The organism is Tenacibaculum adriaticum, assembly GCF_008124875.1.
Classification (GTDB): domain Bacteria; phylum Bacteroidota; class Bacteroidia; order Flavobacteriales; family Flavobacteriaceae; genus Polaribacter; species Polaribacter adriaticus.
Map to the genome: position 1 here is coordinate 1 of NZ_VNIA01000001.1, position 26,265 is coordinate 26,265.

The following is a 26,265-nucleotide window of genomic DNA, read 5'->3' on the forward strand; positions in this document are numbered from 1 at the left end:
CAATGCGTTAAGCTACTAGTAATAGTGAGTAATTTCTTAAAACCAGAAACGTCATTTCTAAACTGATGCCAAATTCCTTGAGAATCATACACATCGATAACTTCTTTACTAACGTCGATTCCTAAAAATTGTTTATTTTTATCCATAAGAAAAAAGATTGGAAAGAAAGAACTACCTACAATTCAACAACTTAAAGTCGAGATCTAACTCTCACAGAACTGAACGAATTTGAAGTAGTAAAAGCGTAGGGATTATCAATGTTGACGAAATCTAGGTTTCCACGTATATCATAACCTTATTCTACGCTTCTTTCTTTCTGATTTATATCTCTAAATTTAAACAATTGCTAACTTAAGATGTGTATAATTAATTACTTGGCTCAGGTCTGCTCGGAAAATTCCAAAGGAATTTTCTCTGACACGTTTTTATTTGTTAAATTAGTTGCTTAACCACGCAACTAACCATACACAAACATTATAACGAAGAACATTACTCTATGAAAAAAAAATACTTATTTATTTCATTAACTCTATTGTTAATTTCTTGCGGAAGCAGTAGAAGTTTTCAATCGTTTTTTAATGAACATAAAAATGAAATTGGGGTAACCACTTTTCAAGTGCCTAATTTTATGAGAAGTGTGCTAAGTTCCATCTCTCCTGAAATGAATGGAATTTTTAGTAATATTAACGATTTTAAATTTATTACATTCAACGAAATATCTGTTGAAAAACAAAGAGAACTTATTCAGCAAATAAATTTGGTGACAGCGAACAATTACAAAGATGTTTTAAGGCAAAACACCCCTGAGAAAACTAAAATTTTATCAGTTATTGAAGATGGCAATATTGTAAAAAAAGTAATTGTTTTTAATTCAACTTTAGCAAAAACATCCGTTTTTTATTTAAAAGGAACATTTAACCCAAACACTCTACGTAAAATTTCTGAAACCAATCAATTTGACGATCTATCAAAAAAATTACTTCAAAGTTACCAATTACCTACAAATACAGGTTTTAATCCGAATTACTAAAATGAAACAGTACATACCTTTTTTATTACTTTTTATACTGATGTCTTGCAACGCTCAAAAGAAAAGAACTTTGACAGGAAAATCGGAGTTTCAATTAGAAATGAACGCAAAATTTAAAGACGCTAGTAAATCTCCGCTTACCAAAAAAGGATTGAAGAAATTTAAAGGTTTAGATTTTTTTCCAATTGACGAGAAATACAAGGTAACTGCTAAATTAACAAAAACACCAGATGCTCCTCTTTTTAAATTCCCTACAACTACCAACAGAGTAGTTACTTACAAAAAATACGGTGTGGTTTCTTTTATAATTGACAACAAAGAATTTGAATTGGATATTTACCAAGATGAGCATCCGAAGGAAGAATATAAAGACTATTTATTCTTACCTTTTTTAGATAAAACCAACGGAAAGACATCATATGCAGGAGGTCGTTTTGTAGAGGTGTACACTACTGATGAGCAACAAAACGGAACCATAACGATTGATTTTAACAAAGCTTACAACCCGTATTGTGCTTATAGCAACCGGTATTCTTGCCCAATTACACCAAGAAATAATTATTTAGATATTAAAATTGAAGCAGGTGTAATGACTTATAAAAAATAGTAAAAATCGTCATTGCGAGGAGTAAAGCGAAGAAGTAATCTTTATGTTGAGATTGCTTCATTACATCCATAATGACGATTTTTATTCTATCAAAAAACTCTTATTACTGATTAAACGAAATCTCTTCAATTACGTCTAATTCAATCGCTTTTTGTAATCTTTCTAAATAGGGCTTACGCACTTTTAATTTTGTTTGTGCATGTGCTTTTTTATTCAGTTTACTAAACATTTCTGCTATCTTTACAGCTGTTGGTAATAAATGTTCTTGAGAAACGACTTTATCTAAGAAACCAGCTGTTATGGCATCTTTCGGGTTGTAAATTTCTGAATTGTTTACACTTCTTTCAAAAAATACTGGTGCTAAACGGCTTTTTGCAAGCTCAATCCCTGCGTGATGCATGGTCATACCAATCATCACTTCATTTAAACCGATTTTAAAATCACCTTCTACACCTAATCTATAATCGGCAGACAATAATAAAAAAGCCCCTTTGGCTACAGCATGACCAGAACAAGCAACAATTATGGGCATAGGAAAAGACAACATTTTATGAGCCAATGTTGATCCTTTTTTTACCAATTCTTTAGCGGAATCTGCTGATTTTGTCATCACTTTTAAATCATACCCTGCAGATAAAATCCCGTCTTGACCTGTTAAAATCACCACTTTTTCGTCTTGAGCTGCTTGGTCTAAAGCTTCATTTAACGCATCAATTACTTCATGAGAAACTGCGTTCGCTTTTCCGTTCACAATCTTTATGATTGCATACTTATCTTCTGATGTATAGTGTACTAATTTGTTCATTTTTATAAAAATTTAACTAAGTATATTCCTGAAAAAACTGCTAAAAACCCTACCACAAAACTTGCAATCGTATATAATGCAAAAGTGGTGAAATCTCCAGATTTTAAGAAAACATGATTCTCGTAAGCAAAGGTTGAAAAAGTGGTAAACCCACCACAAAATCCTGTAGCCAGCAACAAGGTGTGATTTTGTGTAATCGCTTCATTTTTGGCTGCTAACCCAAGTATAATACCTATAAACAAACTTCCCAAAATATTAGCTGCAAAGGTTCCGAAAGGAATTCCAGTTTGTGAATTATTAAGGGCTTTACCCATTATAAAACGTAAAACGCTACCAAATCCTCCTCCGATAAATACTAATAACAATTGCTTCATTACTTGCGAAAATAAGAAAACCTCACAACAATTGTGAGGTTTTCATTTATAATAAAATTGAATATTATTGCAACGGATAATAAATGTCTGTTTGAATATCTTCTTGTTTTACTTGAGTAGGATCATTTACATACAATTCGTAGATTGGCCATTTAGAAATGAGATTATTTACCTTTAAATAGGTATCAATAGCCATGTGAGCTTCATAATCTCCTTCATTATAATTACCACATTTAGTAATCATAACATTTTTACCTCCTGTTACTTTTATAATTTCCATGTCTTCTCTCGGTTTGATATTTTTCTCTATCAAAATGCCAATATGAAACTCTGTTTCACCTTTTATTTGATCCCATTTATGGTAAAGTGCTCCTGGTGTAAACTCTGCGTATTTTAACCCTGATTGTATAGCATAATCAATTACTTTAGGCATCGCATCAGCAAATACTTTTTGGATTTCTGCGTAATCAATTTTCATTTTATACGGAAAACCAAGAAATATTTTGTCTTGATTTTCAATAATTTTCACCTCCCCAAGACTATATTTTAGAGGTTGGCTTTTAACAACTTCATCTAAATTATTTAAGCCTTTATCTAACATTGGTCCTAACATATTTTCCCAACCGCCCGATAGTGTAGAAAAAACTTTAAAAATAAAAGGTGCTTTATCATCTTTCATCGTCCAAGTAACTTTTGTTCCTTCTGCTATTTTTTCAAAATCCCAAAGAACATCACTTGGTTCATTATCTCCAAATCTAATTTCTTGAACTATTCTTTTGTTCTCTATTATAGAAACAGTTTTTATACTCCCTGAACCGTCTTTGCTCGTCCAACGATTACTTGCCCCAACACCTACTGTTTTATCGGCATACGTAACCATAATTGTTGAGTCTTCATCGTGCCAAGGACCCCATTTTTCCCAAGTTTTTAAATCGTTTACTATATTAAAAACAGAATATACTGGGTATTTCATCAACTTAGTTCTAGAAACTTCATAATTTCCAGATTGGATAGAAACATACAACAACCCTATTACTAGAAGTGTTAACGACAGTAATAGTAAATATTTAAAAAACTTCATAGTTTATGTATTTTAATTGATATTATAAAGATACAAGAACTACTATAAATTAGAATTTTACATCATCAGCATCGGTCCAATTCCATTTTCCTTTTATAACTCCTTTTTCTACAGTTATAATCCCTGGATTTGCTCTAATTGCTGTTTTTAAAGCTGTTTCATCACAAAAGGCGAAAGTATATGGCAAACCAAATTCTTTTTGGGTAGCTTCTAAATCTTCGACATACGATGCAGTTAGCACATAAATTTCGTATCCTGCCGCTTTTGCTTCTGCTGCTGCTTTTGCGATAGCAGGAAGACCTTCTTTTTCCGTTTTATCGAAATTATACAACGTAATTAACATTGCTTTATCTTTTGCCAACATTTCTTCAAGTAAATCTCCTTCATCTGTTTCAATCATAAAATCATGAATTGGTGGAACTTCTCCATCTCCTTGGTATTTCATTCCTTCAGCAATATCAGTTCCAACAGCATATGCTCTAAAATCAATAATTGGTAAATGGTTTAATACATAATACACGATAACCGTTGAAATGAATAATGTAACGAATGTTGATAAGCTTGCAACTTTATCTGAAATTAAAGGTTTTATATATTTTAATCCTGCAATCAACACCAAGATAAAGCCCATAAAAATTACATTTTTATAGAATGTTGCTTTCGGCGAAATTTTTAATGCATCACCAAAACATCCACAATCGGTAACTTTATCATAAGTATACGAATACCAAGTTAAAAACAAGAAAATAAGTGTAAAACCAAAAATACTCCAAACAGTTAATTTTGGCTTATAACCAACAATTAGCATTACACCCAATACTAACTCTGCTATTACTAACAAAATAGAAAATAGTAAGGCGTAGGGAATTAAAAACTCCATATTTAAAACACCTTCGCTAAAGTATTCTTGAAATTTGAATGCAGAACCCATTGGATCTACTAATTTTACGAAACCTGAATAAATAAATAAAGCTCCGATTAGAAATCTTGAAATTTGTGTAAGTAATTTTAACATAATTAGGGATTTTATTTTTTGTTTTCTGATAAATGAATCATTGCAAATATTGCATAGTTAATCATATCTTGGTAATTAGCATCTATTCCTTCAGATACCAATGTTTTTCCTTTGTTGTCTTCTATTTGCTTAACGCGTAATAGTTTTTGTAAAATTAAATCGGTTAATGAAGAAATTCTCATGTCACGCCATGCTTCACCATAATCATGATTTTTGTTCTCCATTAATTCTTTAGTTATTTTCACGTGCTTATCATACAAAGCACTTGCTTCTTCAATATCTAAATCAGGATTCTCTACCACTCCTAGTTCTAACTGAATTAACGCCATTACCGAATAATTAATAATTCCGATAAATTCAGATTTTTCACCTTCATTAACCTTTCTTACTGCATTTTCTTGCAACTGACGAATGCGTTGTGCTTTTATAAAAATTTGATCTGTTAACGATGGTAAACGTAAAATACGCCACGCACTACCATAGTCACTCATCTTTTTTATAAATAAATTTCGACACTCATTAATAACCGCATCGTATTGTTTTGAAGTATTTTGCATTATGTTTCTACTGAAAAAATAACGTAAAAATAGTAAAACGAAAGAGTTTTCATTTATTTTTACAAAGAAATTTAATTAAAAAGCACTTAAACTCAATGACAATAAATTGTCGCGGAAAACTTATCGATTTTTCTAGCCCTAAAGTAATGGGTATTTTAAACGTTACTCCTGATTCTTTTTTTGATGGTGGAAAATACAAAAACGAAAAAGACATTCTTTCTCAAGTAGATAAAATGCTAACTAACGGTGCTACTTTTATAGATGTTGGAGCGTATTCGTCTCGTCCTGGAGCAAAACATATTTCTGAAGAAGAAGAATTACTTCGCATCGTTCCTGTTGTTGAATTACTAGTTAAAAACTTTCCAAAAATCATTATTTCTATAGATACCTTTAGAAGTAAGGTTGCAAAAGAAACCATTATTACAGGTGCTGCAATAATCAATGATATTTCTGGTGGAAAAATGGATGAGGAGATGTTTAAAACTGTTGCTAAACTACAAGTTCCTTATATTTTAATGCATATGCAAGGAACGCCACAGAACATGCAATTAAATCCAAAATACCATGATATTACTCAAGAGTTAATTTCATTTTTTGCGGAACAAATTTTTAAACTTCGTCAATTAAAACTTAATGATGTTATTATTGATGTTGGTTTTGGCTTCGGAAAAACCATAGAGCATAATTTTGAATTATTAAGAAAACTAGAACTTTTTAAAAGTTTAGAAGTTCCTATTTTAAGTGGTTTATCTAGAAAATCTATGCTTTACAAACCTATTGGTAGTTCCGCCAAAGAAGCGTTAAACGCTACAACTTCCGCAAATACAATTGCTTTATTAAACGGCGCTAATATTTTACGTGTACACGATGTAAAAGAGGCAGTTGAAGCGATTAAAATTGTAAATCAATTATAATAAAATTAGTACTTTTACCCAAAACATAGTAAGAATAATGAGCTTAGATTTTATCGATTTTTCGTTTCTCGACATACTTGACATTATTCTTGTTGCTATTTTACTCTATTATATATACAAACTGCTTAAAGGAACCGTAGCTATTAATATTGTTATTGGAATTGCCTTAATTTTTTTAATTTGGAAAATTACCCAAGCACTTAATATGGAAATGCTAAGTGGTATTCTTGGTTATTTACTTTCTGGTGGTGTAATAGCTTTAATTATCGTTTTTCAACAAGAAATAAGGAAATTTCTACTAATGATTGGTACAACCAATTTTTCTACAAAACGTGGTTTCTTAACTCAATTAAAGTTTTTAAAATCAGAAATTAATGCGGAAACCGATGTTGAAACAATGGTAACTGCATTAGAACATCTAGCAAAATCTAAAACAGGCGCTTTAATTGTTATAGAACGTACTAATAAACTAGATTTTTTAGTAAGCTCTGGAGATAAAATGAACGCTTTGGTTAACGAAGCTATTATTGAAAGTATTTTTTATAAGAATAGCCCTTTACATGATGGTGCTACTATTATTCGTGATAATTATATTATAGCTACACGTGTTATTTTACCTGTGTCGGACAATACAAAAATTCCAGCTCGTTTTGGTTTACGACATAGAGCAGCATTAGGTGTTTCTGAAAAAACAGATGCGGTTTGTTTGTTAGTTTCGGAAGAAACAGGAGAAATATCTTATATTAAAGATGGTGAGTTTGTATTATTTAAAAACTCTGAACAGTTAATAGAAAAACTTCAAAAAGATTTAACGGAATAAAAAAAGCTCTCGTATGAGAGCCTTTTTGATGATATAAAATCTAAAATTATTTAGCTGGTGCCATTTTAGATTGAATAGCGTTCATTACGCTTTTGAATTTAGCAGCTGCTTCTTCATCTAAAGATGCTAAAATTTCTTTTCCTTTAGCAGCTAATTCAGTACCTTTTTTTGCTAACTCAGAGTTCTTTACTACATCTCCTTTAGCATCGATATATTCTTTTGCATACTCAGCATAAGCTTTTAAGTGCTCTCCTACTTTAGGATCCTCAAATTCTGGAATTGTTACTCCTTCTAAAGCAGAGTCTACAGCTTCATTAGCTGCATCAACTGCATCTTCCACACCTTCAGCTACTGCATCAGCAGCATCTTCTGTTGCTTCTGCAGCTTCAGTTGCTACTGCTTCAGTTGCATCTTTTAAATCGCTTCCTGCTTCTTTTGCCTTCTTACATGAAGTTGCCATTAATGATCCAGCAACTAATACAGATAAAATTAATTTTTTCATTGTTAATGATTTTTAGTTTAAGATTGAATAACAAATGTAACATTTTGGATGTACTAATCAAATAAAAGTTAAATAATTATACGACTTCTACATTAAATTGTTTTTCATACAAATTACGGTAATAACCATCTTCTTTTTTTAGTAATTCTTGATGGTTTCCTTTTTCTACAATTTGTCCTTTATCCATTACAATAATAGTGTCGGCTTTTTTTATAGTGTCTAATCGATGGGCAATTACTATAGACGTTCTTCCTTTCGTAATTTCATCTGTAGCATATTGAATCATCTGTTCTGAATAACTATCTACTGACGAAGTAGCTTCATCTAAAATTAAAATACTTGGCTTACTCACATAAGCTCTAAGAAACGCAATTAATTGACGTTGCCCAGATGACAACATAATTCCTCTTTCTTTCACATTATAATTATAGCCGTTTGGCAAAGTCATAATAAACTCGTGAATCCCTATTTGTTTGGCCGCATTTCTTACTTCTTCTAAAGTTATATTTTCGTTTTTCAACGTAATATTGTTTAAAATACTATCTGAAAACAAAAATACATCCTGTAAAACAACTGCTACTTTTTCTCTTAAAGATGTTAAATCATAGTCTTGGACGGGTATTTTATCAACTGAAATTAATCCACTATCAATTTCATAAAAACGGCTAATTAAATTAATAATAGTAGACTTTCCCGCACCTGTAGCACCAACAATTGCAACGGTTTCACCTTTTTTAACATCAAAGGAAATTCCTCTTAATACTTCTTCTCCTTTAACATAACTAAATCGAACATCCTTAAAGCTGATGTCTCCTTGTAAATTATCTGCTAGTATTGTTCCCGATTTATCAATAAAACTTTCGGTGTCCATTACTTTAAATACACGTTCACCTGCTACAATCCCCATTTGTAACTGATTAAATTTATCGGCAATTTGACGTAGAGGGCGGAATAGCATTTGTGCCATTTGAATAAACCCTATAATTGCTCCAACTGTTACTACTTTATCACTTATTACTTGCAAACCTCCATACCAAACAATTAATCCGATGGCTATGGAAGAAAGAATTTCTGCAATTGGAAAGAAAATAGAATAATACCAAACTGTTTTTATATGTGCTTTTTTATGTTTGTCATTTATTTCCACAAATTTTTGGTATTCAATTTTTTCACGATTAAATAATTGAACAATTTTCATCCCTGTAACACGTTCTTGCACGAATCCGTTTAAGTTTGCTACTTGATTTCTAACTTCCTGAAAAGTTGCTTTTATAGCAATTTGAAATAGTTTTGTTGCGTAAATTAAAATAGGCATTACTGCAAATGCTATTAATGCCAACTTCCAATTAATAACTAACATAACAACAACTATCACCAACATTTGTAGGATATCACTTACAATGGTAAAAACACCTTGGGTGAAAAAATTTGCGATTGTTTCTATGTCAGAAACAACACGAGTTACTAATCTACCAACTGATGTATTATCAAAATAGGTCATTCTAAACTGCATAATATTTCTAAATATTTTAGCTCGCATATCTCTAATAATATGCTGACCTACCCAATTAGCGTAGTAAATAAAAGTAAACTGTAATAGTACTTTCAATAATAAAATAACAATCATTACTATTGTAAAATACAACAGCCTTGTTAAATCTTTTGTTTCTGTAAAATCGTTGATTGCTTGCATTAGTACAACTGGACTCGCTGCTGAAAATAATGCTAGTGTTATAGTCGAAATAGTCGCTACCCAAAACTGGAAACGATATCGTTTTGCAAAACTCATTAGTCTTACAAAAATCTTCATGTCAAATGCATTACCTGTATTATTCTTGCTCACAATTTATATATAATTGTATTCTACTTTTGTTAAAAATAATCCTTTTGCTGGCACAGAAACTCCAGCATTACTCCTGTTTTTACTTTCAATAATTTTTCTAAAATCTTTTATAGTAATCTTCCCTAAACCTACTTCCAATAAAGTTCCTACAATGGCTCGTACCATATTTCGTAAAAATCGATTAGCAGAAATATGAAAAATCAATTCATTTCCTTTTAAAACCCATTTAGCATGAGTTATAATACAATTAAAGGTATTTACATCTGTTTTTACTTTAGAGAAACACTCAAAATCTTCGTATTCATACAAAATTTTTGCTGCCTTGTTCATTAAATCTATGTTCAGTTTTTGATAATGTAACTGCCATGTAGTATCTAATAAAAAAGGATTACGTCCTAACCAAATTTTATATTCGTAACTTCTGCTATTAGCATCAAATCTTGCATGTGCTTCACCCTTCACTAAAATCGTTTTATAAATAACAATATCTTCTGGTAAAATTGCATTAAGCTTATATGTAAAATTTTCATCCACGGCTTTATCAACATCAAAATGCGCAAACATTTGTGAAGCGTGCACACCTGCATCCGTTCGACCAGCACCAACAACATTAATCGTCTCTTGCAAGATAGTACTAATTGCTTTATTAATTTCTCCTTGCACAGAAATAACATCTGGTTGAATTTGCCATCCAAAATAGTTTTTCCCGTTGTATGAAAGTTCTAAAAAATACCTCAAAAAAACACTGTTTTACAAGTAGCTAAACTACGGATTTTATTTTGTTCTTTGTACATTCGTCGTGTGAAGAAAATCTTACTTTTATCAGACACCCATAGCTATATTGATGATCAAATTTTAAAATTTGTACAACAAGCTGATGAAATATGGCACGCAGGCGATATTGGTGATTTACAAGTTACCGACACTCTTAAAAAATTAAAACCTTTACGTGCTGTCTACGGAAATATTGATGATAAAGATGCACGTACCGAATTTCCTTTAGATAATAAATTTACAATTGAAGGAGTTTCTGTATGGATTACTCATATTGGTGGATATCCAAATAAATACAATCAACGTGTTAGAGAAGAATTAAAGTCGAACCCTCCGAAATTATTTATTTGTGGACATTCTCATATTTTAAAAATTCAGTTTGATAAAAATTTAAACTTATTACATCTAAATCCCGGGGCTGCTGGTAAACATGGTTTTCATAAAGTTAGAACCATGATTCGTTTTGAACTGGACAATAAGGAAATAAAAAATATGGAAATTATAGAATTAGCGAAGCGAAATTAGATTCATCTCTTTTTACATATGGTACCTCAATCATAGCCTTAGTTCCTTGTTTAATTGAAGATTCTATAACAAAAGTTCCTTTCATTATGTGAATTCTTGCCTGAATTTGATTGAGACCAATGCCCACAGTATTTTCACCATTATTTTCAAAACCTAAACCATTATCTTTAACAATAATTAAAAGTTTACTGTTTTCCTCCTCTATCGTAATATAAGCGTTTGTTGCCTTGCTATGCTTTAAAATATTATTAATAAGTTCTTGAACAATATTGAATATTTTAATTTCAAAATCTTGAGAATATCTATCAATATTTGTAATTGCCGTATGTATTTTTATTTCAGAGTTTGAATATTTTTTGGCAGCATCTTTAATTGCGTAGCCCAGACCAAACTTTAATAAAACAGACGAAACTAAATTATGAGATAAATCTCTAATTTTTTGAGAAGCCTCTAAAATTATTTCTTGTGTTTTTTGAATTTCAATAGGTGTTTCTTTACCAAATTGCTTTTGACTTGCTTGTAAATGCATATTTGCCGACGACAATAAAGCACTAACATTATCGTGTAAGGTTTCAGCTATTTGTTTACGTTCGGTTTCTTTTCCATCTAAAGCTGCATTAAGAATTTTTACCTGAGACTCAGATTTTAATTTTTCAAGATTTCTTTGCTGTTCCAATTCACTTTTAGACAATTGTAAATTTAAATCTTTCTGCTTTAATTTATAAAGATTCGCTAAATAGAGCAACAGTAAAGAAACTAAAACTCCTATAACACCGATTAACCAAGTATTTCTTTCTAAACGCAATCTTTTATTCTCTTCTTCTTTTCTGATTAAATCAATGTTATGTCTTAACTCAATTTTTTTTAATTCCGCTTTAAGCTTGTTATCATTTAAACTATCTCTAATATCATATGATTTAGTAACGTACTCATAAGCTGTATAATCTTTTAGATTATATAATGACCATGCCAAATTATCATACAATAATTCTTTATAATCTATAGCTCGATTAGTAGTTTCATTTTCTAAAAACTTTAAAGCTTCCTTATACAAAACTTTTGCTTCTTGGTACTCCTTTCTTTGTACATAAATACTTGCCAAATTACTATAATCCCCTGCCAATAAAATCTTATTATCAAATCTTTCGTGTATTCCTATAGCTTTTTCTAAATATATTTTTGCTTGATCTAAATTTTCACTATCATTTATATATACCGCAGCAAGATTACTATAAGCATCTCCTTTTAATTTCACAACATCTTTATTAATCGACTCAATACCTATTAGTTCTTTTAAATAATAAAGTGCACTGTCCTTTCTTTTTTCCCTAAAAAAAGCAGCTGACATGTGTAGATAATTATCCGCTTTTATTAAACTTAAATCTTTAACAACCATGTTGTCAAAAACATCTATTTTAACATTTAACAACAAAAGAGATTCTCTTAAATAATTTAGGGCTCCTTTGTAATTTTCTGTCTTAATTAAAATTTTACCTATTAGTAAATTCGCCTTAGCTTTTAACCTCTGATTATTATCACCTTCAGTTATAGGAAGTATCATCTTTAGAGCTTTTGAATACTCTTCTTCTTCATAAAGTTTATTTGCTAACTCATATTTTCTTTGAGATATGCTCAAAGTATCATTTTCTTGTTCTATATAAGCAGAAAAAGCTGAGTCTAAAAACTCAGCTCTTACTTGTGAAAATAAAAATATAAATATAAGGGGGACTATATTTTTTAATCTAGAAAAATCAAACACTTCACATTATAAATTTAAAGAGTGATTATAACCACTCTTGGCATTTTTTCAATATTACTTTCAGTAGCTTTAGCAAAATTATTTGAATAATTTACAAAATCTATTTTCAAAACCTCTGAAGTTTTACTATAAGTTTTAGAAAAACTAACACCGTTAGACTTTCCTTCTTTTAAATGTACTTCGTAAATATCTTCAAGTTCATTATACACAAAAACAACATTTACACCATCTCTAACCTTAAAATTCAACTGATAATTTTCATCACCTAAATCCTCTACACTATATTGCTCTAAAAATTCACTTGACTCCTCTCCTTTAGCTAAAACTATATTATCATCTTCAATAATAACAGATTTTCTTTTTTGGTTATTTTCAAAAAAACCTACTTTTAGTTGATCGTTTTCTATTGATAATGATTCAGAGCGTTTATTTCCCATAGCAACTTTCCCTGAGAACAAATAAATTTCATTATAATTCGTTTTAATATCTTTAACAACATCTACTGATGCGTCTTCTTTAACCTCATAATCAATCGAATATCTCCCCTGCTCATTCTTAGTTATTTTATATGATTTTAAAAGAGTTTCATCCAATTCTATGGTTTCTTCAGACGAACAAGATGCTAGAAAAATAAATGCAATAAAAAATGGTATTAATTTCTTCATAATTTATAATTGTTTTGGGTTATATTTCTAGTACAATTTAAAAAATTTGGCAACGTATGCATATAGTTTTAAGGGGCTTATTTTATCGGGGGACTATAATAAAATAAATGAAGGGTTATCTTTAAACTATATTGTTTTTAACAGCATACATTGCCAAACCTACCACATTTTTTACTTTTAATTTTTTATACAGACTTCTTCTGTGTGTCTCTATTGTCTTTATACTTACATCTAGTTTTTCTGCCATTTCAGATGTACTAAATTCTTGAGTAATTAATTTTAAAACTTCTTTTTCTCTATCTGTTAATGGCTCTTCTACAACATTTTTTATGGTTTCATCTGTTTTAGATTCATTAACAAAAAGCTCAAATAAACTACTCTTTATTTCATCACTATAATATTGTTCTCCTTTATGAACAGTTTTAATGGCTCTTATAATATGTTCACTTGCAGAACTTTTTTCTATAAAACCATTTGCTCCTAATGCAATCATTTCTTGCACCAACTTAGGATCGCTTAAACCAGATAAAATAATTGTTTTTTGTGATATATTTCTTTTTTGAAATATTTTCAAAACTCCTATACCATCTAACTCTGGCATATTTATATCAAGTATTAAAACATCTGCCTTATTTGTTTTAAACCACTCTATAACTTCTTTCCCAGTTAATGAATAGCCTTCAACTTCAATATCATCTTCCGTATTTAACAACGCTATAACACCATCAATTAATATCTTATGGTCGTCAGCGACATGAACTTTGATTTTTTTAATCATTATTTCTTTTACAAATCTATATGGTTACAACTTCTCTACCAAATTACAAACACCCTGAATATCGACTAAGGGTTTACCCTAATCATCTAAGGGAAAACCCTTAGGTAACATCTAAGGGTTTTCCCTTAGACATAGCTGTTAATGTATTCAAAAATAAGTAATTATTATATATTAAAAAACCGAGACAAAGCCTCGGTTTTTTTCGCACTAAATATACTAAGATGTTAGGCTTATCGTAATCTATCGACAGATTTTACAAGATCCTCGTCCTTTTTAATGGCCTTATTTGCTAAAACTAACAGCAAAATAACAATAACAGGAAAGAACATCCCAATACCTTTCTCAGAAACTAAAGTTTCTCCAGATAAGTTTAGTGATAGGTATACTAATAATCCTAATAAAATAAGGTTTATCAAAATATTTAATCGCCCTAAAACAAATTGTAACTGACGTTTTTTAAATAAAAAAATAGTTATCATTGATAAGGCGGCTGATAAAAAGAATAATGACGGAATGCTTTTTTCTAGTATAGTACTAGATGAAAACAAATCTAAAGCAAACAAATTTCCATTTGTATTAGACCATAAACTCACAAAAAAAATCAACCCACCAGAAATAATTCCTGCTAATAATAAGTATATAGATTGTATTCTTTGTATCATTCTTTTTTAATAGGTAGCAAATGTAATATTCTTTTTTTTGAAAAAGAAACTTTGCAAATTAAAATATTTATATATATTTGCTTAGAATTAACCGCGCAATATACTTTTTGTATTTTCACTTATACTTTAAGTTAATCATAAAAAACTTAACAATTTAAGCAAAATCTTTCCTCAAAGATTTTCTAACCTTAATTATTTAATTATAATGTTCGAAATTTCGGATTTAAAAGCGAAAAAATTGGCAGAACTTCAAGAGATTGCCAAAACAACCGGTTTAACTAAAGTTAGCCAATTAAAAAAACTAGATTTAGTTTATAAAATTTTAGATGCTCAAGCAGAAGCTAGTGCAAAAGCTACGGAACCTGTGGCAGAAAAACCTAAAAGAAAACGTGTTGCCAAACCTGATGGTAATCAACATCAAGAAACAGCAAAACCTATTGAAACTAGAAAACCTGTTGAAGTTAAAAAAAACGAATCAACTACTCCTAAAGCAGTTGCTCCTAAAAAAGAACTTTCAGAAGAAAAAAAACAATCACAAAGTAATAAGCCTCGCCCTCAACAAGGTCAACAAAATCGTAATGTTAAAAGCAATAAAGGCCAAAACGTAAAACATCATAAAAACGGAAATCGTTATCGTGATCCTGATTTTGAGTTTGATGGCATTATAGAAAGCGAAGGAGTATTAGAAATGATGCCTGATGGTTATGGTTTTTTACGCTCTTCTGATTATAGTTATTTATCATCCCCAGATGACATCTATGTTTCTCAATCTCAAATAAAATTATTTGGATTAAAAACTGGTGATACCGTTCTTGGTAATGTACGACCACCTAAAGAAGGCGAAAAATATTTCCCTTTAATCCGCGTATCAAAAATAAACGGGTTAAATCCAAATATAGTTCGTGATCGTGTTTCATTCGAACACTTAACTCCTTTATTTGCTCAAGAAAAATTCAATTTAGCAGAAAAAGGAAGTTCTCTCTCAACAAGAATTATTGATTTATTCTCTCCTATTGGGAAAGGACAACGCGGTATGATCGTAGCACAACCCAAAACTGGTAAAACCATGTTATTAAAGGATGTTGCCAACGCAATTGCAGCGAATCATCCTGAAGTATATCAAATTGTTTTATTAATTGATGAACGACCAGAGGAAGTTACAGACATGAAACGAAACGTACGTGGTGAAGTTGTTGCCTCTACTTTTGATGAGCCAGCAGATAAACATGTACGTGTTGCTAACATCGTTTTAGAAAAAGCAAAGCGTTTGGTAGAATGTGGGCATGATGTTGTCATTCTTTTAGATTCTATTACACGTTTAGCAAGAGCTTATAATACAGTTGCTCCTGCTTCTGGTAAAATTTTATCGGGTGGTATTGATGCAAATGCATTACACAAACCAAAACGTTTCTTTGGTGCGGCTCGTAATATTGAAAATGGTGGTTCTTTAACTATTATTGCCACTGCTCTTACAGAAACTGGCTCTAAAATGGACGAAGTTATCTTTGAAGAATTCAAAGGAACTGGTAACATGGAGCTACAATTAGACCGTAATATTTCTAACCGTAGAATTTACCCTGCAATCGATTTAATTAAATCGAGTACACGTCGTGATGATTTATTATTAGATGATAAAACCGTACAACGTATGTGGGTATTAAGAAAATATTTAGCAGATATGAATCCAATTGAAGCTATGACATTTATCAATGAAAGAATTAAGTTCTCTAAAAACAATGAAGAGTTCTTAATCTCCATGAATGGATAATTTCAAGAAAAATACCTATAAAAAATCCCGCACTCAGCGGGATTTTTTATTTTGGATAAATTACCGTTTGCAACGGAACATCGAACTCGTTAATATCTTCAATCTTTTTTATAGGCTCAAAAAAATTGAGCCCAATCGTTTTTACTTCGGATGAACATTCTGATAAAAATCGATCGTAAAATCCTTTTCCGTAACCCACTCTATAATTTTTTTCATCAGAAATTAATAACGGAACAAATACCAAGTCAATATCTTTTACATCTATTTTTTTAGCATTTATAGGTTCAGGAATTCCGTAAGTATTGGTTTCTAATTGAGTTTCTTCTTCAAATAAAAAATGCTGTAAAGTAACGGTTGAAAAATCAGTTTTACTGATAATGATTGTTTTATTAAGCTTCCGAAGAAAACTAATAATCGGATATGTATTAATTTCTTTTTGTCTTTCAATAGGTAGAAAAATATGAATGTTTTCTACAGAAGAAAAATCAAACTTAAAAAGTTGCTGATAAATGTTTTTTTGCAACCGATCAATTTCAACTTCTTTTAAATTTTTTCGTTTTTGTTTGTATTGTTTTCGAAGATCCTGTTTTCGCATTAATTACATTGCTTTTAATTCTTCTCGTAGTTTTTTAGTTAACCCTTTTACAATTAAATCATACGAATGATCTATCAATTCAAAGGCAAATACGTCAGAAACATCTGCATTTAACGTAACTGTATTCCAATGCTTTTTATTCATATGAAACCCCGGATTAATACTTTCATATTCTCCTCGTAATTCTTCTGCCCAATCAGGATCACATTTTAAATTTACTCTAGCTTCACCTTGTTCCCAATGATCTAATCCTATCAATATAAATATTTTTCCCATAACTTTAAAAACTAAAGTTACTTCATCAAAAGGAAAATGTTCGGTAACCCCTTTTTTATTTAAACAATACTCACGAAGTTGTTCTATGTGCATTACTCTAATAATTTTTGATCTCCTTCAGGTAATTCTATAGCAGAATAATCTAATTCCCAACCAATAGTTTCGACCAAGTTTTTCATTAAGGCAATTGCTTCTAACGCTTCCAAGCTGGCTGTTTGCATCAAGTTACTTTCTGGTATTTTTTGTAAAATAAACTCCTTAGCTTCTTTATTTACTTGGGTTAAATCTTCTGAATTAAATTTATTTAATAATCCATTTTGAATATCGTAAAACTGAATGTTTGGCTCTATCGATAAAACTTCAGGTTTTGGAAACTCAGACATTACAATTATTTTTTTAGCATTGTCTGCATGCATTCTTATTTTTCTAAAATCGAACCCAATATGCGTTTTTGCATTGATAATAATAATGGCTTTTTTCTTACTCGAAATAAGTCCTAAAAATTTTTCCTGGGTATTTTCATGATGATAAATTTCTGCAAATTCACCTTCTACCGTAATCAATTTTGATACCTTCTTTATTTTATCTAACAAAATAACAGATTGCTTTTCTGTTAAATTTTTCTTTTTTACGGAAGTAAACTTTTGAAAAATAAAATAAGAAATGATGGCGCCAATGGCTAATCCTAAAAACAATAATTCCATAAATACGAAGTTACAAATTTGGTTTGATTTTAGGATAAATTTCGACTAACTTCGCTACTGCACGAAGAAAAAATATACAATGAAAAAATATATTCTACTTATACTAATTATAATTCTAACCATTGGATGCAATGAGAGAAAAGAAATTAGCTCTATAAATTCAGAAAATTGGTCAAAAAGAAAAATAGATATTAGTAAAAAAGATTCATTAGAATATGGAAAATCATATCTCTCTATTTATTCTCAAATTTATAGTCTTTCCGAACACAAAACACACAACCTAACCGCCATGGCTAGTTTACGTAACACAAGTGATGCAGACACTATTTACTTACTAAAAGCAGAATATTTTGACACCCATGGCAAATCTATTAGAGTATATTTTAACAGCCCTATCTATTTAGCGCCTATGGAAACTACCGAAATAATAATAATAGATGAATCAGATATTGAAGGAGGAACTGGCTCGAATTTTATAATTGAATGGAAAATACCTAAAAATTGCCCTGAACCTTTATTTGAAGGAATCATGAATTCAACTATGGGGCAACAAGGACTCTCATTTACAACACAATCTAAGCGAATCAAATAAGAAGAAGAAGTCCTAAAACGCTAATTCCATAAACACGAAGTTACAAATTTGGTTTGATTCTTAAGTTATTTTCTAATAACTTCGCTATCGTACGATATTCATCATTAAAACGACGGGTATCTTAACATTGACAAACATATGAAAAAATCATTTTTATTATTTATATATGCAATTATATTGACAGGATGTGCTTCGAATCCTTCCAAACTTGCACCAACGACTTTCAATCTAAATAGCTCAAACGGACTAATGATTGGAACAATAACAATCATAGATGAAAAACCGAGATTTAATTCGTACGATTTTTTTTATCGTCCAATAAATGAAAAAAAAATCATCGAATCAATATCCAACCAAATCAAGGCGGATTTAAAAAAGTTCTTAAACCTGACTACACAGACGGTGAAAAAATGATATTTCAGTTTGCAATGGAGCACCCTCAAGACGAATATGAATTTTGGTCTTATAGCCTTTTTACTAATCTAGGCTATATTCAAGATACATTTCGCCCGAAAAAAGACTTCTCTATTCCGATTGAATTAAAAAGTGGTGTTATCACCTATATTGGAAATATAATTTTTTATCCCCAAGGCAATGAAAATGGATATCAAATTGAATGGACTGATAATTCAGAATATGACTTAACGAAATTCAAAGAAAAATACCCTAACTACAATTGGTCTAGTCTTGAAAAGAACGTTCCAAGTGAAGGAAAAAATTTGACTGATAAATTAATTGAGTTTAAATAACGCTTTACAACAACGTATAAAAATAATCGTTATTTTTAGGCTTAAACAAGGGTCGTTATACTTTTGCTACATCAGATTTTCCTAACGGAAAATTCTCGCATACAAAACCGCACAATTCTTATACATAAACGATAGCGAAATTTTCTACTTTTCCAACATAAAAATTCAATTTTTAAAATCATTAAACTAAAAGAACTTCTTATATAAATTTTCCATACTTCATTTTTAAATGAAATATCATAAATACTAATCAAATATTTTTGAGGTATTAAATGATTAATAATTATAAAATGAAACATCACACTAAAATAGTTTGGAAAAAAAACACATCAGAGAATTTTACTTCGGGCAAATACAGTAGAGTACATAAATGGTATTTTGATGAAGGAACAGAAATTAGAGCATCCTCCTCTCCAAAAGTTATCCCTGTCCCAATGTCTGATCCTTCTGCTGTAGATCCTGAGGAAGCATTACTCGCTGCACTTTCTAGTTGCCACATGTTATTTTTTCTTTCCATTGTCTCTTCTAAAAAATATACTATCGAAAGTTATGAAGATACAGTTGAAGGCATTATGCAGAAAAATGATAACGGGAAGATATCAATGTCTGAAATAACCTTAAATCCAAAAACTAAATTCTCTAGCACAAACATTCCTTCAGTAAAAGAAATTACAGACATGCACCAACTAGCGCATAGTCAATGCTATATAGCAAATTCATTAAATTCAAAAATCAACATCTTTCCAAATTAAACTAAATATATAAATGAATTCCATTGAAATTATAGTACTAAATTTTTCAGAAATTAGAAGGAGAAACATAAAATTATGGGAAGCAATTCCTAGTAAATACCTGAACTGGCAACCAGACAAAGATGCCTTTTCAATTATTGAAATGATAAGACATGTGCTAGAAGGCGAACATTTATATCATAAAATAATCGAAAACAAGGGAGACTTAGGTAATTATAAATCTCCTTGGAAACAATTAGAATATACTGATTTAAAAAATGAATTAAAACAATCTGAAAAATATCGGGCTCAATTTTTAGAGATGGTTAAAAGCCTCAAACAATCCGATTTAGAAAGTACAACCATTGAGCGAAAAGAGATAAACCAAAGTAGAAAACTAGGAGATTATTTAAACCGAATTGCTTATCATGAAGCTGTTCATACAGGACAAATGTTAAGTTATTTAAGGACATTGAGAATTGAAATTCCTAAAATATGGGATTAACTAACAACTATAAAAAATGAAAGATTTAGAAATACGATTAAAAAATACACCCGGTGCAATTGCCGAAATGGGAGAAATTTTAGCAGAAGCCAATATTAGTGTAGAAGGTGGTGGAGTTTGGCTTTCTGGAAATAAAGGAATTGCGCATTTTTTATTTAAGGATACCGCTAGAGCTCGTAAAGCTTTAGAAGCAGCAGGCATTGAAGTAATTAAAGAAAATGAAATTCTTATTCAAAAACTAAAACAAGATGTTCCGGGTCAATTAGGTAAAATTACACGCCTTATGGAACAAGCAGGAGTGAATATTGAAGTACTTTATAGTGATCATTACAATCAATTAATTTTAGTCGTTGATGATTATAAAAAAGGTAAATTTGTTTCAGATAAATGGACAAATGAGCAATAACACAATAAATTATGGAGGAATTTGAAAGTAAATTTAGTCAGATTGCCTCTATTATTGGAGATAAAGCACGCTCTGTTATTCTATGGAATTTATTAGATGGCAGAGCTTATACTGCTACAGAGTTAGCCACAAGTGCTAATATCTCACTTCAATCTACTAGTAATCATTTATCAAAAATGATTAAAGCGAATATACTTTCTGTTGAAAAACAAGGAAGACATCGTTATTACAACTATGCAAGTGCAGAAGTAGCTCAAGTTATTGAATCGATGGCTAGCTTGGTTCCTTTATCTGAAGCATACACCAAAATTAAGAAACCAAAAGCCAATGACTTTACATATGCTCGAACTTGCTACGATCATATTGCTGGCTGTGTGGGCGTTAAAATAACCAATTCTTTAATAGACCATAAAATACTCGAGATTTCAGAAAAAAAATATATTGTGACTGATTATGGAAAAGAGTGGTTTCAGAAAATTGATATTGACACTAATCTTATTAAACTTCAAAAACGTTCATTCGCCCATCAATGTTTAGATTGGAGCGAGAGAAAACATCATTTAGCTGGAGCCCTTGGAGCCTCTCTTCTTGAAATAATGATAAAAAAAGATTGGATTCGAAAGAAAAAAAACTCTAGAGAATTAATTATTACCTCTATCGGAAAAACAGCTTTGAAAGACACCTTGAACTTAGAAATTTAATTTGGGTTACCCACATTAAATAGGCCATTCTACTTTAATCTTTTCCTATTTTTCCTAAATGTGTGTTTTTAAAACTATCAGGGTATTTTAATCCGTAACCGAAAAATCTATCCATTGCAGAATGGGAAAATAAAATAACTCCTATTAGTGTATAAAACTCGTTTTTCAGAATAAACATTCCGGTAACAAGAATTGTTAATGCAATAGCTTTATTGTGAAATAAATTATAGGTAATTGCTCCGATTTTTGTATTAAATAAATACCCAACCATACCGATATCTGGCAGTAAAATGAACGCTGGAAAAATCCACCAAGCATATTCTGTTTGCGAAAAAAGTAGTATTCCAAAAATAAACTGAGCAAGTTCTTCTATTTTTAATGTGTTTTTCATGGTATTATTTGATATAAAACAGGCTTACTTGGTGTTGCATCATTTTCAAAAGGCGCAACCATTAAATTGAGAAAATACGTTTCGTCTTCTACTGAATTTGGCACGTAAATAAACTCCGTAATCGTAGCGTCTAATCGTAATTTACCCGAGGTATTCCAAAATGCGTTATGCGCTAATAACAAACCACCATCCTTTTCTTTATCTACCGAAGGTAAATCAATCAACAAATGTCTTACTCCTTTCTCACGTAAATAAATAGCTGCTTCTTCTAATAAATAAGGTGGATTCGTATTTGAATATCTGTACGATTTTTTTTCATCTAAATTTGGTAACGTTCTAATTACAACCGCATCTCTTTTTTTATTTCCTAAAGCAAATTGTAATTGCTTTTTAGAAATCACCTCATCATCATTTAAAGTTTCCGGAACAACCGTAATCACTTCTGTCAAAAAGAAAAACTGATTTAAGTTTTTATTTATAGAGTATACTTTTTCAGTAATATGCCCTACACATTCTGTATGTGTAATATGCGAATGCGGATTAAAATGAATATTATTAAAATTAACATCAGCTCCTTGTGCTACGCTTCCTACCCATTTTCCATCAGATACAGGAAAAATTTTCGGATCATCAATATACCAAGCATTTACATTCTGCTTAGATACATCTATAGGAATAGAAATGTCTATAGGTTTCGATAAATCTATTTCGTATTTTCTTGAGTTATATTTTATTTCTGCAATCAAAATTAATCTAGTTTAAAAAGGTCAGACGCAATTCCATCCGTTAAAAATTTTCCTTTTTTAGTAGTTTTTAACGTTTGTTTTTCAATATACAATAAATCTTGTACAATAAATTTTTCGGCTTGCTTTTGTAAATAAACAGCAAATTCACATCCAAAATCTTCTCTAATTTTATCTAACGAAACCCCCCAAATAGTTCGCAAACCTGTCATTATATATTCGTTGTAGTTGTCTTTTTTTGATAACTCCTCCACTTCAAAAGGTAATTTACCTTGCTGAATTTCTTTTATATATTTTGCATTATTAGCTACATTCCAACTACGTTCTTTTCCGTTAAATGAATGTGCTGAAGGACCAATTCCTATATATTTTTTTCCTTGCCAATAAGCAGAATTATTTTTACTGAAAAAGCCTTCTTTTCCAAAATTAGAAAGCTCATAGTGTATGAAACTTGCTTTATCAAGCTCTTCAATTAGAATATGGAAATGTTCTTGTGCCACCTCATCTTTTACCTCATCAATAACTCCTTTTTTAATAAAGGTTTCTAACGCAGTTTTTGGTTCAACTGTGAGTGCATAACTCGAGATATGTGGTACACCAAACGACAATGCCATTTTAATATTTTCTCGCCAACGTTCGTTACTCATATTCGGGATTCCGTAAATTAAATCAACCGAAATATTACTAAAATACTGAGTCGCTAATAACAAGCTCTTTTTTGCTTCTTCCGCATTATGCGCACGATTCATGAGCTTTAAATCCTCCTCAAAAAATGATTGAATTCCGATGCTTAATCGATTAATCGGGCTTTGTGAAAGCTCAATAATTTTTTCTTCGGAAAGATCGTCTGGATTGGCTTCAAGTGTGACTTCAGGACTCTCAATCACCTTATAATTCTCGTAAACAGTATCAATTAATAATTGAATTTCTTTTGTTGATAAAACAGAAGGTGTTCCTCCTCCAAAATAAATAGTTGCAACGGTTTCATCTGCAAATTCATCTTTTCGCATTTTTAGTTCAGAAACCAATGCTGAAAGCATTTCATCTTTCTTTTTTAACGAAGTAGAAAAATGAAAGTCGCAATAATGACAAGCTTGCTTACAAAACGGGATATGAATGTAGATTCCGCTCATCTATCCTATTTTTTTCGGATTTTGTTTTACAAAAGCCGCCCAACCTGTATAGTTTTTTCCTCCTACTTTAGTTCCTGAATTGTAAAAATGACAAACAGCAGCTGCCAAACCATCTGTAGCATCTAAATTTTTCGGCAATTCTTTTAAGTTCAATAATGATTTTAACATCATAGCGACTTGTTCTTTGCTTGACGTTCCTTTACCTGTAATTGCCATTTTAATTTTCTTTGGCGCATATTCTGTTACGGGAATTTCTCTCGATAAACCTGCTGCCATCGCAACTCCTTGTGCTCGACCTAACTTTAACATCGACTGCACATTTTTACCAAAAAATGGAGCTTCCAGAGCTATTTCATCTGGATTATAAGTATCTATCAATTCAATAGTACGCTCAAAAATTACTTTTAATTTTAAATAATGATCGTCATATTTTTTCAACATCAATTCATTCATTTGAATAAATTCCATCTTCTTTCCCACTACTTTTATCAATCCAAAACCCATAATGGTTGTTCCTGGATCGATGCCTAATATGATTTTTTCTGTCTTCAAATTTTATCGTACTTTGTACAAATACAAATCTAATCAATAAAAACGAATGGGGGTATTTGGTTTACAAACTTCGAACCCAGCTTTTAACAGCTATTTCTGGAAAAAATCGAGAAATTACACTAAAGATAAAATGTCTATTAACGGTATTATCTTAAAATCATTCGCAATGTTAACTTTAGTTACCATTACCGCAACGTATACTTGGCAATTATTTTTTAGTGGCGTAAGCATAAAATGGTATACCGCTATCGGTATGTTTGTTGCTATTTTTTGTAGCTTATTTATCTCATTTAAACACGATTCATCCAAATATTTACTTCCAATTTATGCATTAGCAAAAGGTTTTTTTCTTGGTGGAATTAGTGCTTACGCTCATAAACATTTTCCTTATTTACCTTTTCAAGCAATTGCCGTTACCATACTTACTTTTTTTGTGATGTTTATTTTATACCGATTCAAAATTATTAAAGTAACACGTGAATTCAGAGCGATTATAATAACGGCAATAACAACTATTTTCATGTTATATTTTATAGGATGGATTTTACGTTTTTTAGAAATTGATGTTTCTTTTTTATGGGGAACTTCGTGGATTGCTATTGGTTTTAACACTTTAACTGCTATTGTTGCTTCTTTTTCCTTACTTCTAGACTTTTATTATATAGATAGACAGCTAGGTCGCTACTCAAAAGAACGAGAATGGCTCGCTACTTGGGGATTGTTAATTACCCTTGTTTGGTTATATGTGGAAGTCTTACGTTTGATGAAGAAGTTAGCGATACGGTTTTAGATTTCGTTCCCTAAAGCCTTGCTTTCATACCAAAGAATCTTGCTTTTATACTTTTTAGCTTTTTATTTGTTATTTTTATTTGTTATTTTGGACTAATCTAAACTTTTAAATAAAATTTAACCTTTTATAATCTACCCAAACATTATGAAGATAGCATACAATAATACACCTGTTCAAAACATTTTTAAAGACCTATCATTTACAGCTCAAAAGGCTTCTGGGCAATCAATTTTAACAACCTCTATTGATTTTAAAATACCTACGGATAAACAACCTAACAAATTAACTCCTTTACCTCCTTTAGTTCAAGCTAGTGCTACTGACCCTGTTTTTTGTCCATCTGGAAAAATACTTTGCTCTCTTAATATGTATATTATAGCTTTTATTGATACAGAAGAAAATTCTATAAGCCTTAATGTCGATATGAACTCTGTTCGCTATCTACGAGAAAACCAATTAGAATTTTATGTATCATATACTAAAACTCCAACTCCTTCTTCAACTTTTAAACCTTTCCTGATCTCTTTTACTCTTACTAATTTACCGACAAACATAACTCCTACTACGGTAAAATTATTTTTATGTAATGACGATCCAGAGACCTCTAGAGGTACTGAAACAACTGTAATGCTTCCAGCTTAATATATAAATACGAAATTATCAGAAGAATAAAAACACTCCTTTTTTATAAAACTCAATAATCCTCAATGATTCTACTACTCTATATCCTAATGAAATAAGTTTACAACATCATACACAAATTATTTCTCTATGAGAATTACTAAAATAGAAATATAACTGTATGAAAAGAAGGTTCTGAAACCTTAAGAGAAACAGAAAAATAAAGTTATTTACATCTTTGCTTTAGGAGAAATTTAACTTTAATAATAGTGTATTTTTTTAGTGTAAATTTGTTTG

33 protein-coding genes are annotated in these 26,265 nt (G+C 30.5%); 14 read left to right on the top strand and 19 right to left on the bottom strand.

What is annotated here, in order from left to right:
* Positions 1-496: 496 nt before the first annotated feature.
* Both C7447_RS00010 and C7447_RS00015 read left to right on the top strand, forming a co-directional pair.
* A complete protein-coding gene (locus C7447_RS00010; RefSeq protein WP_148868133.1) occupies positions 497-1,030 on the top strand; it encodes a DUF4252 domain-containing protein in 534 nt (177 codons plus the stop codon).
* Position 1,031: 1 nt separating this feature from the next.
* Positions 1,032-1,637 carry a DUF1684 domain-containing protein gene (locus C7447_RS00015; RefSeq protein ID WP_148868134.1) on the top strand — a complete coding sequence of 202 codons (606 nt, stop codon included), beginning with the start codon at positions 1,032-1,034 and terminating at the stop codon, positions 1,635-1,637.
* Between the two features lie 103 nt (positions 1,638-1,740).
* Here C7447_RS00015 and C7447_RS00020 read toward each other — a convergent pair whose 3' ends face one another.
* The 5 genes from C7447_RS00020 to C7447_RS00040 form a co-directional block, all read right to left on the bottom strand.
* On the bottom strand, positions 1,741-2,442 hold the full coding sequence (locus C7447_RS00020; protein WP_148868135.1) for a crotonase/enoyl-CoA hydratase family protein: 702 nt from the start codon (positions 2,440-2,442) through the stop codon (positions 1,741-1,743).
* A gap of 2 nt (positions 2,443-2,444) precedes the next feature.
* A complete protein-coding gene (gene crcB / locus C7447_RS00025) occupies positions 2,445-2,816 on the bottom strand; it encodes a fluoride efflux transporter CrcB (RefSeq protein ID WP_148868136.1) in 372 nt (123 codons plus the stop codon).
* Positions 2,817-2,880: 64 nt separating this feature from the next.
* Positions 2,881-3,897 (bottom strand): SRPBCC family protein, encoded by a 1,017-nt coding sequence (locus tag C7447_RS00030; RefSeq protein ID WP_148868137.1) that lies wholly within the window; start codon positions 3,895-3,897, stop codon positions 2,881-2,883.
* Positions 3,898-3,946: 49 nt separating this feature from the next.
* A complete protein-coding gene (locus tag C7447_RS00035; RefSeq protein ID WP_211354880.1) occupies positions 3,947-4,912 on the bottom strand; it encodes a DoxX family protein in 966 nt (321 codons plus the stop codon).
* A gap of 11 nt (positions 4,913-4,923) precedes the next feature.
* The gene (locus C7447_RS00040) at positions 4,924-5,469 is read right to left on the bottom strand and encodes a DUF1599 domain-containing protein (protein ID WP_148868139.1); all 546 of its coding nucleotides are present in this window, start codon (positions 5,467-5,469) and stop codon (positions 4,924-4,926) included.
* A 95-nt stretch (positions 5,470-5,564) separates the two neighbouring features.
* On the opposite strand from C7447_RS00040, the gene folP reads away from it, so the two are divergent.
* Both folP and cdaA read left to right on the top strand, forming a co-directional pair.
* Complete coding sequence (gene folP, locus C7447_RS00045; RefSeq protein ID WP_148868140.1) at positions 5,565-6,383, top strand: dihydropteroate synthase; 819 nt, start codon at positions 5,565-5,567, stop codon at positions 6,381-6,383.
* Between the two features lie 37 nt (positions 6,384-6,420).
* Positions 6,421-7,203, top strand: a complete 783-nt coding sequence (cdaA, locus tag C7447_RS00050) for a diadenylate cyclase CdaA (protein WP_148868141.1) — start codon at positions 6,421-6,423, stop codon at positions 7,201-7,203.
* Positions 7,204-7,249: 46 nt separating this feature from the next.
* On the opposite strand, the gene C7447_RS00055 is transcribed toward cdaA, so the two are convergent.
* The 3 genes from C7447_RS00055 to truA all read right to left on the bottom strand — a co-directional run bounded on the left by C7447_RS00055 (position 7,250) and on the right by truA (position 10,286).
* Entirely contained in the window at positions 7,250-7,705 is a 456-nt protein-coding gene (locus C7447_RS00055) for a hypothetical protein (RefSeq protein WP_148868142.1), read from the bottom strand.
* Between the two features lie 76 nt (positions 7,706-7,781).
* Positions 7,782-9,515, bottom strand: a complete 1,734-nt coding sequence (locus C7447_RS00060) for an ABC transporter ATP-binding protein (RefSeq protein ID WP_394343752.1) — start codon at positions 9,513-9,515, stop codon at positions 7,782-7,784.
* Between the two features lie 36 nt (positions 9,516-9,551).
* Positions 9,552-10,286, bottom strand: coding sequence for a tRNA pseudouridine(38-40) synthase TruA (gene truA / locus C7447_RS00065; protein WP_148868143.1), 735 nt, complete (start codon positions 10,284-10,286; stop codon positions 9,552-9,554).
* Between the two features lie 63 nt (positions 10,287-10,349).
* Between truA and C7447_RS00070 the strand changes: the two genes are divergently transcribed.
* Entirely contained in the window at positions 10,350-10,847 is a 498-nt protein-coding gene (locus tag C7447_RS00070) for a metallophosphoesterase family protein (protein WP_148868144.1), read from the top strand.
* Here C7447_RS00070 and C7447_RS00075 read toward each other — a convergent pair.
* The 4 genes from C7447_RS00075 to C7447_RS00090 all read right to left on the bottom strand — a co-directional run bounded on the left by C7447_RS00075 (position 10,822) and on the right by C7447_RS00090 (position 14,711).
* The gene (locus C7447_RS00075; RefSeq protein WP_148868145.1) at positions 10,822-12,483 is read right to left on the bottom strand and encodes a sensor histidine kinase; all 1,662 of its coding nucleotides are present in this window, start codon (positions 12,481-12,483) and stop codon (positions 10,822-10,824) included. The genes C7447_RS00070 and C7447_RS00075 overlap by 26 nt on opposite strands.
* 137 nt (positions 12,484-12,620) lie before the next feature.
* Entirely contained in the window at positions 12,621-13,271 is a 651-nt protein-coding gene (locus C7447_RS00080) for a hypothetical protein (protein ID WP_148868146.1), read from the bottom strand.
* A 121-nt stretch (positions 13,272-13,392) separates the two neighbouring features.
* Positions 13,393-14,049 carry a response regulator gene (locus C7447_RS00085; RefSeq protein ID WP_148868147.1) on the bottom strand — a complete coding sequence of 219 codons (657 nt, stop codon included), beginning with the start codon at positions 14,047-14,049 and terminating at the stop codon, positions 13,393-13,395.
* Positions 14,050-14,279: 230 nt separating this feature from the next.
* Positions 14,280-14,711: a DUF4293 domain-containing protein gene (locus C7447_RS00090; RefSeq protein WP_148868148.1), complete on the bottom strand. Its 432-nt coding sequence runs from the start codon at positions 14,709-14,711 to the stop codon at positions 14,280-14,282.
* A 205-nt stretch (positions 14,712-14,916) separates the two neighbouring features.
* Between C7447_RS00090 and rho the strand changes: the two genes are divergently transcribed.
* Positions 14,917-16,479, top strand: coding sequence for a transcription termination factor Rho (rho, locus tag C7447_RS00095; protein WP_148868149.1), 1,563 nt, complete (start codon positions 14,917-14,919; stop codon positions 16,477-16,479).
* 46 nt (positions 16,480-16,525) lie between these two features.
* Here the strand turns inward: rho and C7447_RS00100 are convergent, their stop codons facing one another.
* The 3 genes from C7447_RS00100 to C7447_RS00110 are packed head-to-tail and all read right to left on the bottom strand — an operon-like array spanning position 16,526 to position 18,054.
* Positions 16,526-17,074, bottom strand: coding sequence for a 5-formyltetrahydrofolate cyclo-ligase (locus C7447_RS00100; RefSeq protein WP_148868150.1), 549 nt, complete (start codon positions 17,072-17,074; stop codon positions 16,526-16,528).
* Between the two features lie 3 nt (positions 17,075-17,077).
* Positions 17,078-17,443: an MmcQ/YjbR family DNA-binding protein gene (locus C7447_RS00105; protein ID WP_148868151.1), complete on the bottom strand. Its 366-nt coding sequence runs from the start codon at positions 17,441-17,443 to the stop codon at positions 17,078-17,080.
* Complete coding sequence (locus tag C7447_RS00110; protein ID WP_148868152.1) at positions 17,443-18,054, bottom strand: DUF4230 domain-containing protein; 612 nt, start codon at positions 18,052-18,054, stop codon at positions 17,443-17,445. Before C7447_RS00110 ends, C7447_RS00105 begins: the two co-directional genes overlap by 1 nt.
* A gap of 79 nt (positions 18,055-18,133) precedes the next feature.
* Between C7447_RS00110 and C7447_RS00115 the strand changes: the two genes are divergently transcribed.
* The 6 genes from C7447_RS00115 (at position 18,134) to C7447_RS00140 (ending at position 21,738) form a co-directional block, all read left to right on the top strand.
* Complete coding sequence (locus C7447_RS00115; RefSeq protein ID WP_148868153.1) at positions 18,134-18,646, top strand: DUF3124 domain-containing protein; 513 nt, start codon at positions 18,134-18,136, stop codon at positions 18,644-18,646.
* Positions 18,647-19,074: 428 nt separating this feature from the next.
* Positions 19,075-19,395: a hypothetical protein gene (locus C7447_RS00120; RefSeq protein ID WP_148868154.1), complete on the top strand. Its 321-nt coding sequence runs from the start codon at positions 19,075-19,077 to the stop codon at positions 19,393-19,395.
* Between the two features lie 290 nt (positions 19,396-19,685).
* Positions 19,686-20,147 (top strand): OsmC family protein, encoded by a 462-nt coding sequence (locus tag C7447_RS00125; protein ID WP_148868155.1) that lies wholly within the window; start codon positions 19,686-19,688, stop codon positions 20,145-20,147.
* A 13-nt stretch (positions 20,148-20,160) separates the two neighbouring features.
* The gene (locus C7447_RS00130) at positions 20,161-20,631 is read left to right on the top strand and encodes a DinB family protein (protein WP_148868156.1); all 471 of its coding nucleotides are present in this window, start codon (positions 20,161-20,163) and stop codon (positions 20,629-20,631) included.
* A 16-nt stretch (positions 20,632-20,647) separates the two neighbouring features.
* On the top strand, positions 20,648-21,037 hold the full coding sequence (locus C7447_RS00135) for an amino acid-binding ACT domain-containing protein (protein WP_148868157.1): 390 nt from the start codon (positions 20,648-20,650) through the stop codon (positions 21,035-21,037).
* 11 nt (positions 21,038-21,048) lie between these two features.
* Positions 21,049-21,738 (top strand): ArsR/SmtB family transcription factor, encoded by a 690-nt coding sequence (locus C7447_RS00140; RefSeq protein ID WP_148868158.1) that lies wholly within the window; start codon positions 21,049-21,051, stop codon positions 21,736-21,738.
* 34 nt (positions 21,739-21,772) lie between these two features.
* Here the strand turns inward: C7447_RS00140 and C7447_RS00145 are convergent, their stop codons facing one another.
* The 4 genes from C7447_RS00145 to ruvC are packed head-to-tail and all read right to left on the bottom strand — an operon-like array spanning position 21,773 to position 24,557.
* Positions 21,773-22,129, bottom strand: a complete 357-nt coding sequence (locus C7447_RS00145) for a DUF4260 domain-containing protein (protein ID WP_148868159.1) — start codon at positions 22,127-22,129, stop codon at positions 21,773-21,775.
* Positions 22,126-22,875: a cyclase family protein gene (locus C7447_RS00150; protein ID WP_148868160.1), complete on the bottom strand. Its 750-nt coding sequence runs from the start codon at positions 22,873-22,875 to the stop codon at positions 22,126-22,128. The genes C7447_RS00145 and C7447_RS00150 overlap by 4 nt, the downstream gene beginning before the upstream one ends.
* A gap of 2 nt (positions 22,876-22,877) precedes the next feature.
* Entirely contained in the window at positions 22,878-24,005 is a 1,128-nt protein-coding gene (hemW, locus tag C7447_RS00155; RefSeq protein WP_148868161.1) for a radical SAM family heme chaperone HemW, read from the bottom strand.
* Entirely contained in the window at positions 24,006-24,557 is a 552-nt protein-coding gene (gene ruvC / locus C7447_RS00160; protein ID WP_148868162.1) for a crossover junction endodeoxyribonuclease RuvC, read from the bottom strand.
* Between the two features lie 46 nt (positions 24,558-24,603).
* On the opposite strand from ruvC, the gene C7447_RS00165 reads away from it, so the two are divergent.
* Both C7447_RS00165 and C7447_RS00170 read left to right on the top strand, forming a co-directional pair.
* Positions 24,604-25,347, top strand: coding sequence for a Bax inhibitor-1/YccA family protein (locus tag C7447_RS00165; RefSeq protein WP_148868163.1), 744 nt, complete (start codon positions 24,604-24,606; stop codon positions 25,345-25,347).
* A gap of 144 nt (positions 25,348-25,491) precedes the next feature.
* Positions 25,492-25,989: a hypothetical protein gene (locus C7447_RS00170; RefSeq protein ID WP_148868164.1), complete on the top strand. Its 498-nt coding sequence runs from the start codon at positions 25,492-25,494 to the stop codon at positions 25,987-25,989.
* The last annotated feature ends 276 nt before the right edge of the window (positions 25,990-26,265 follow it).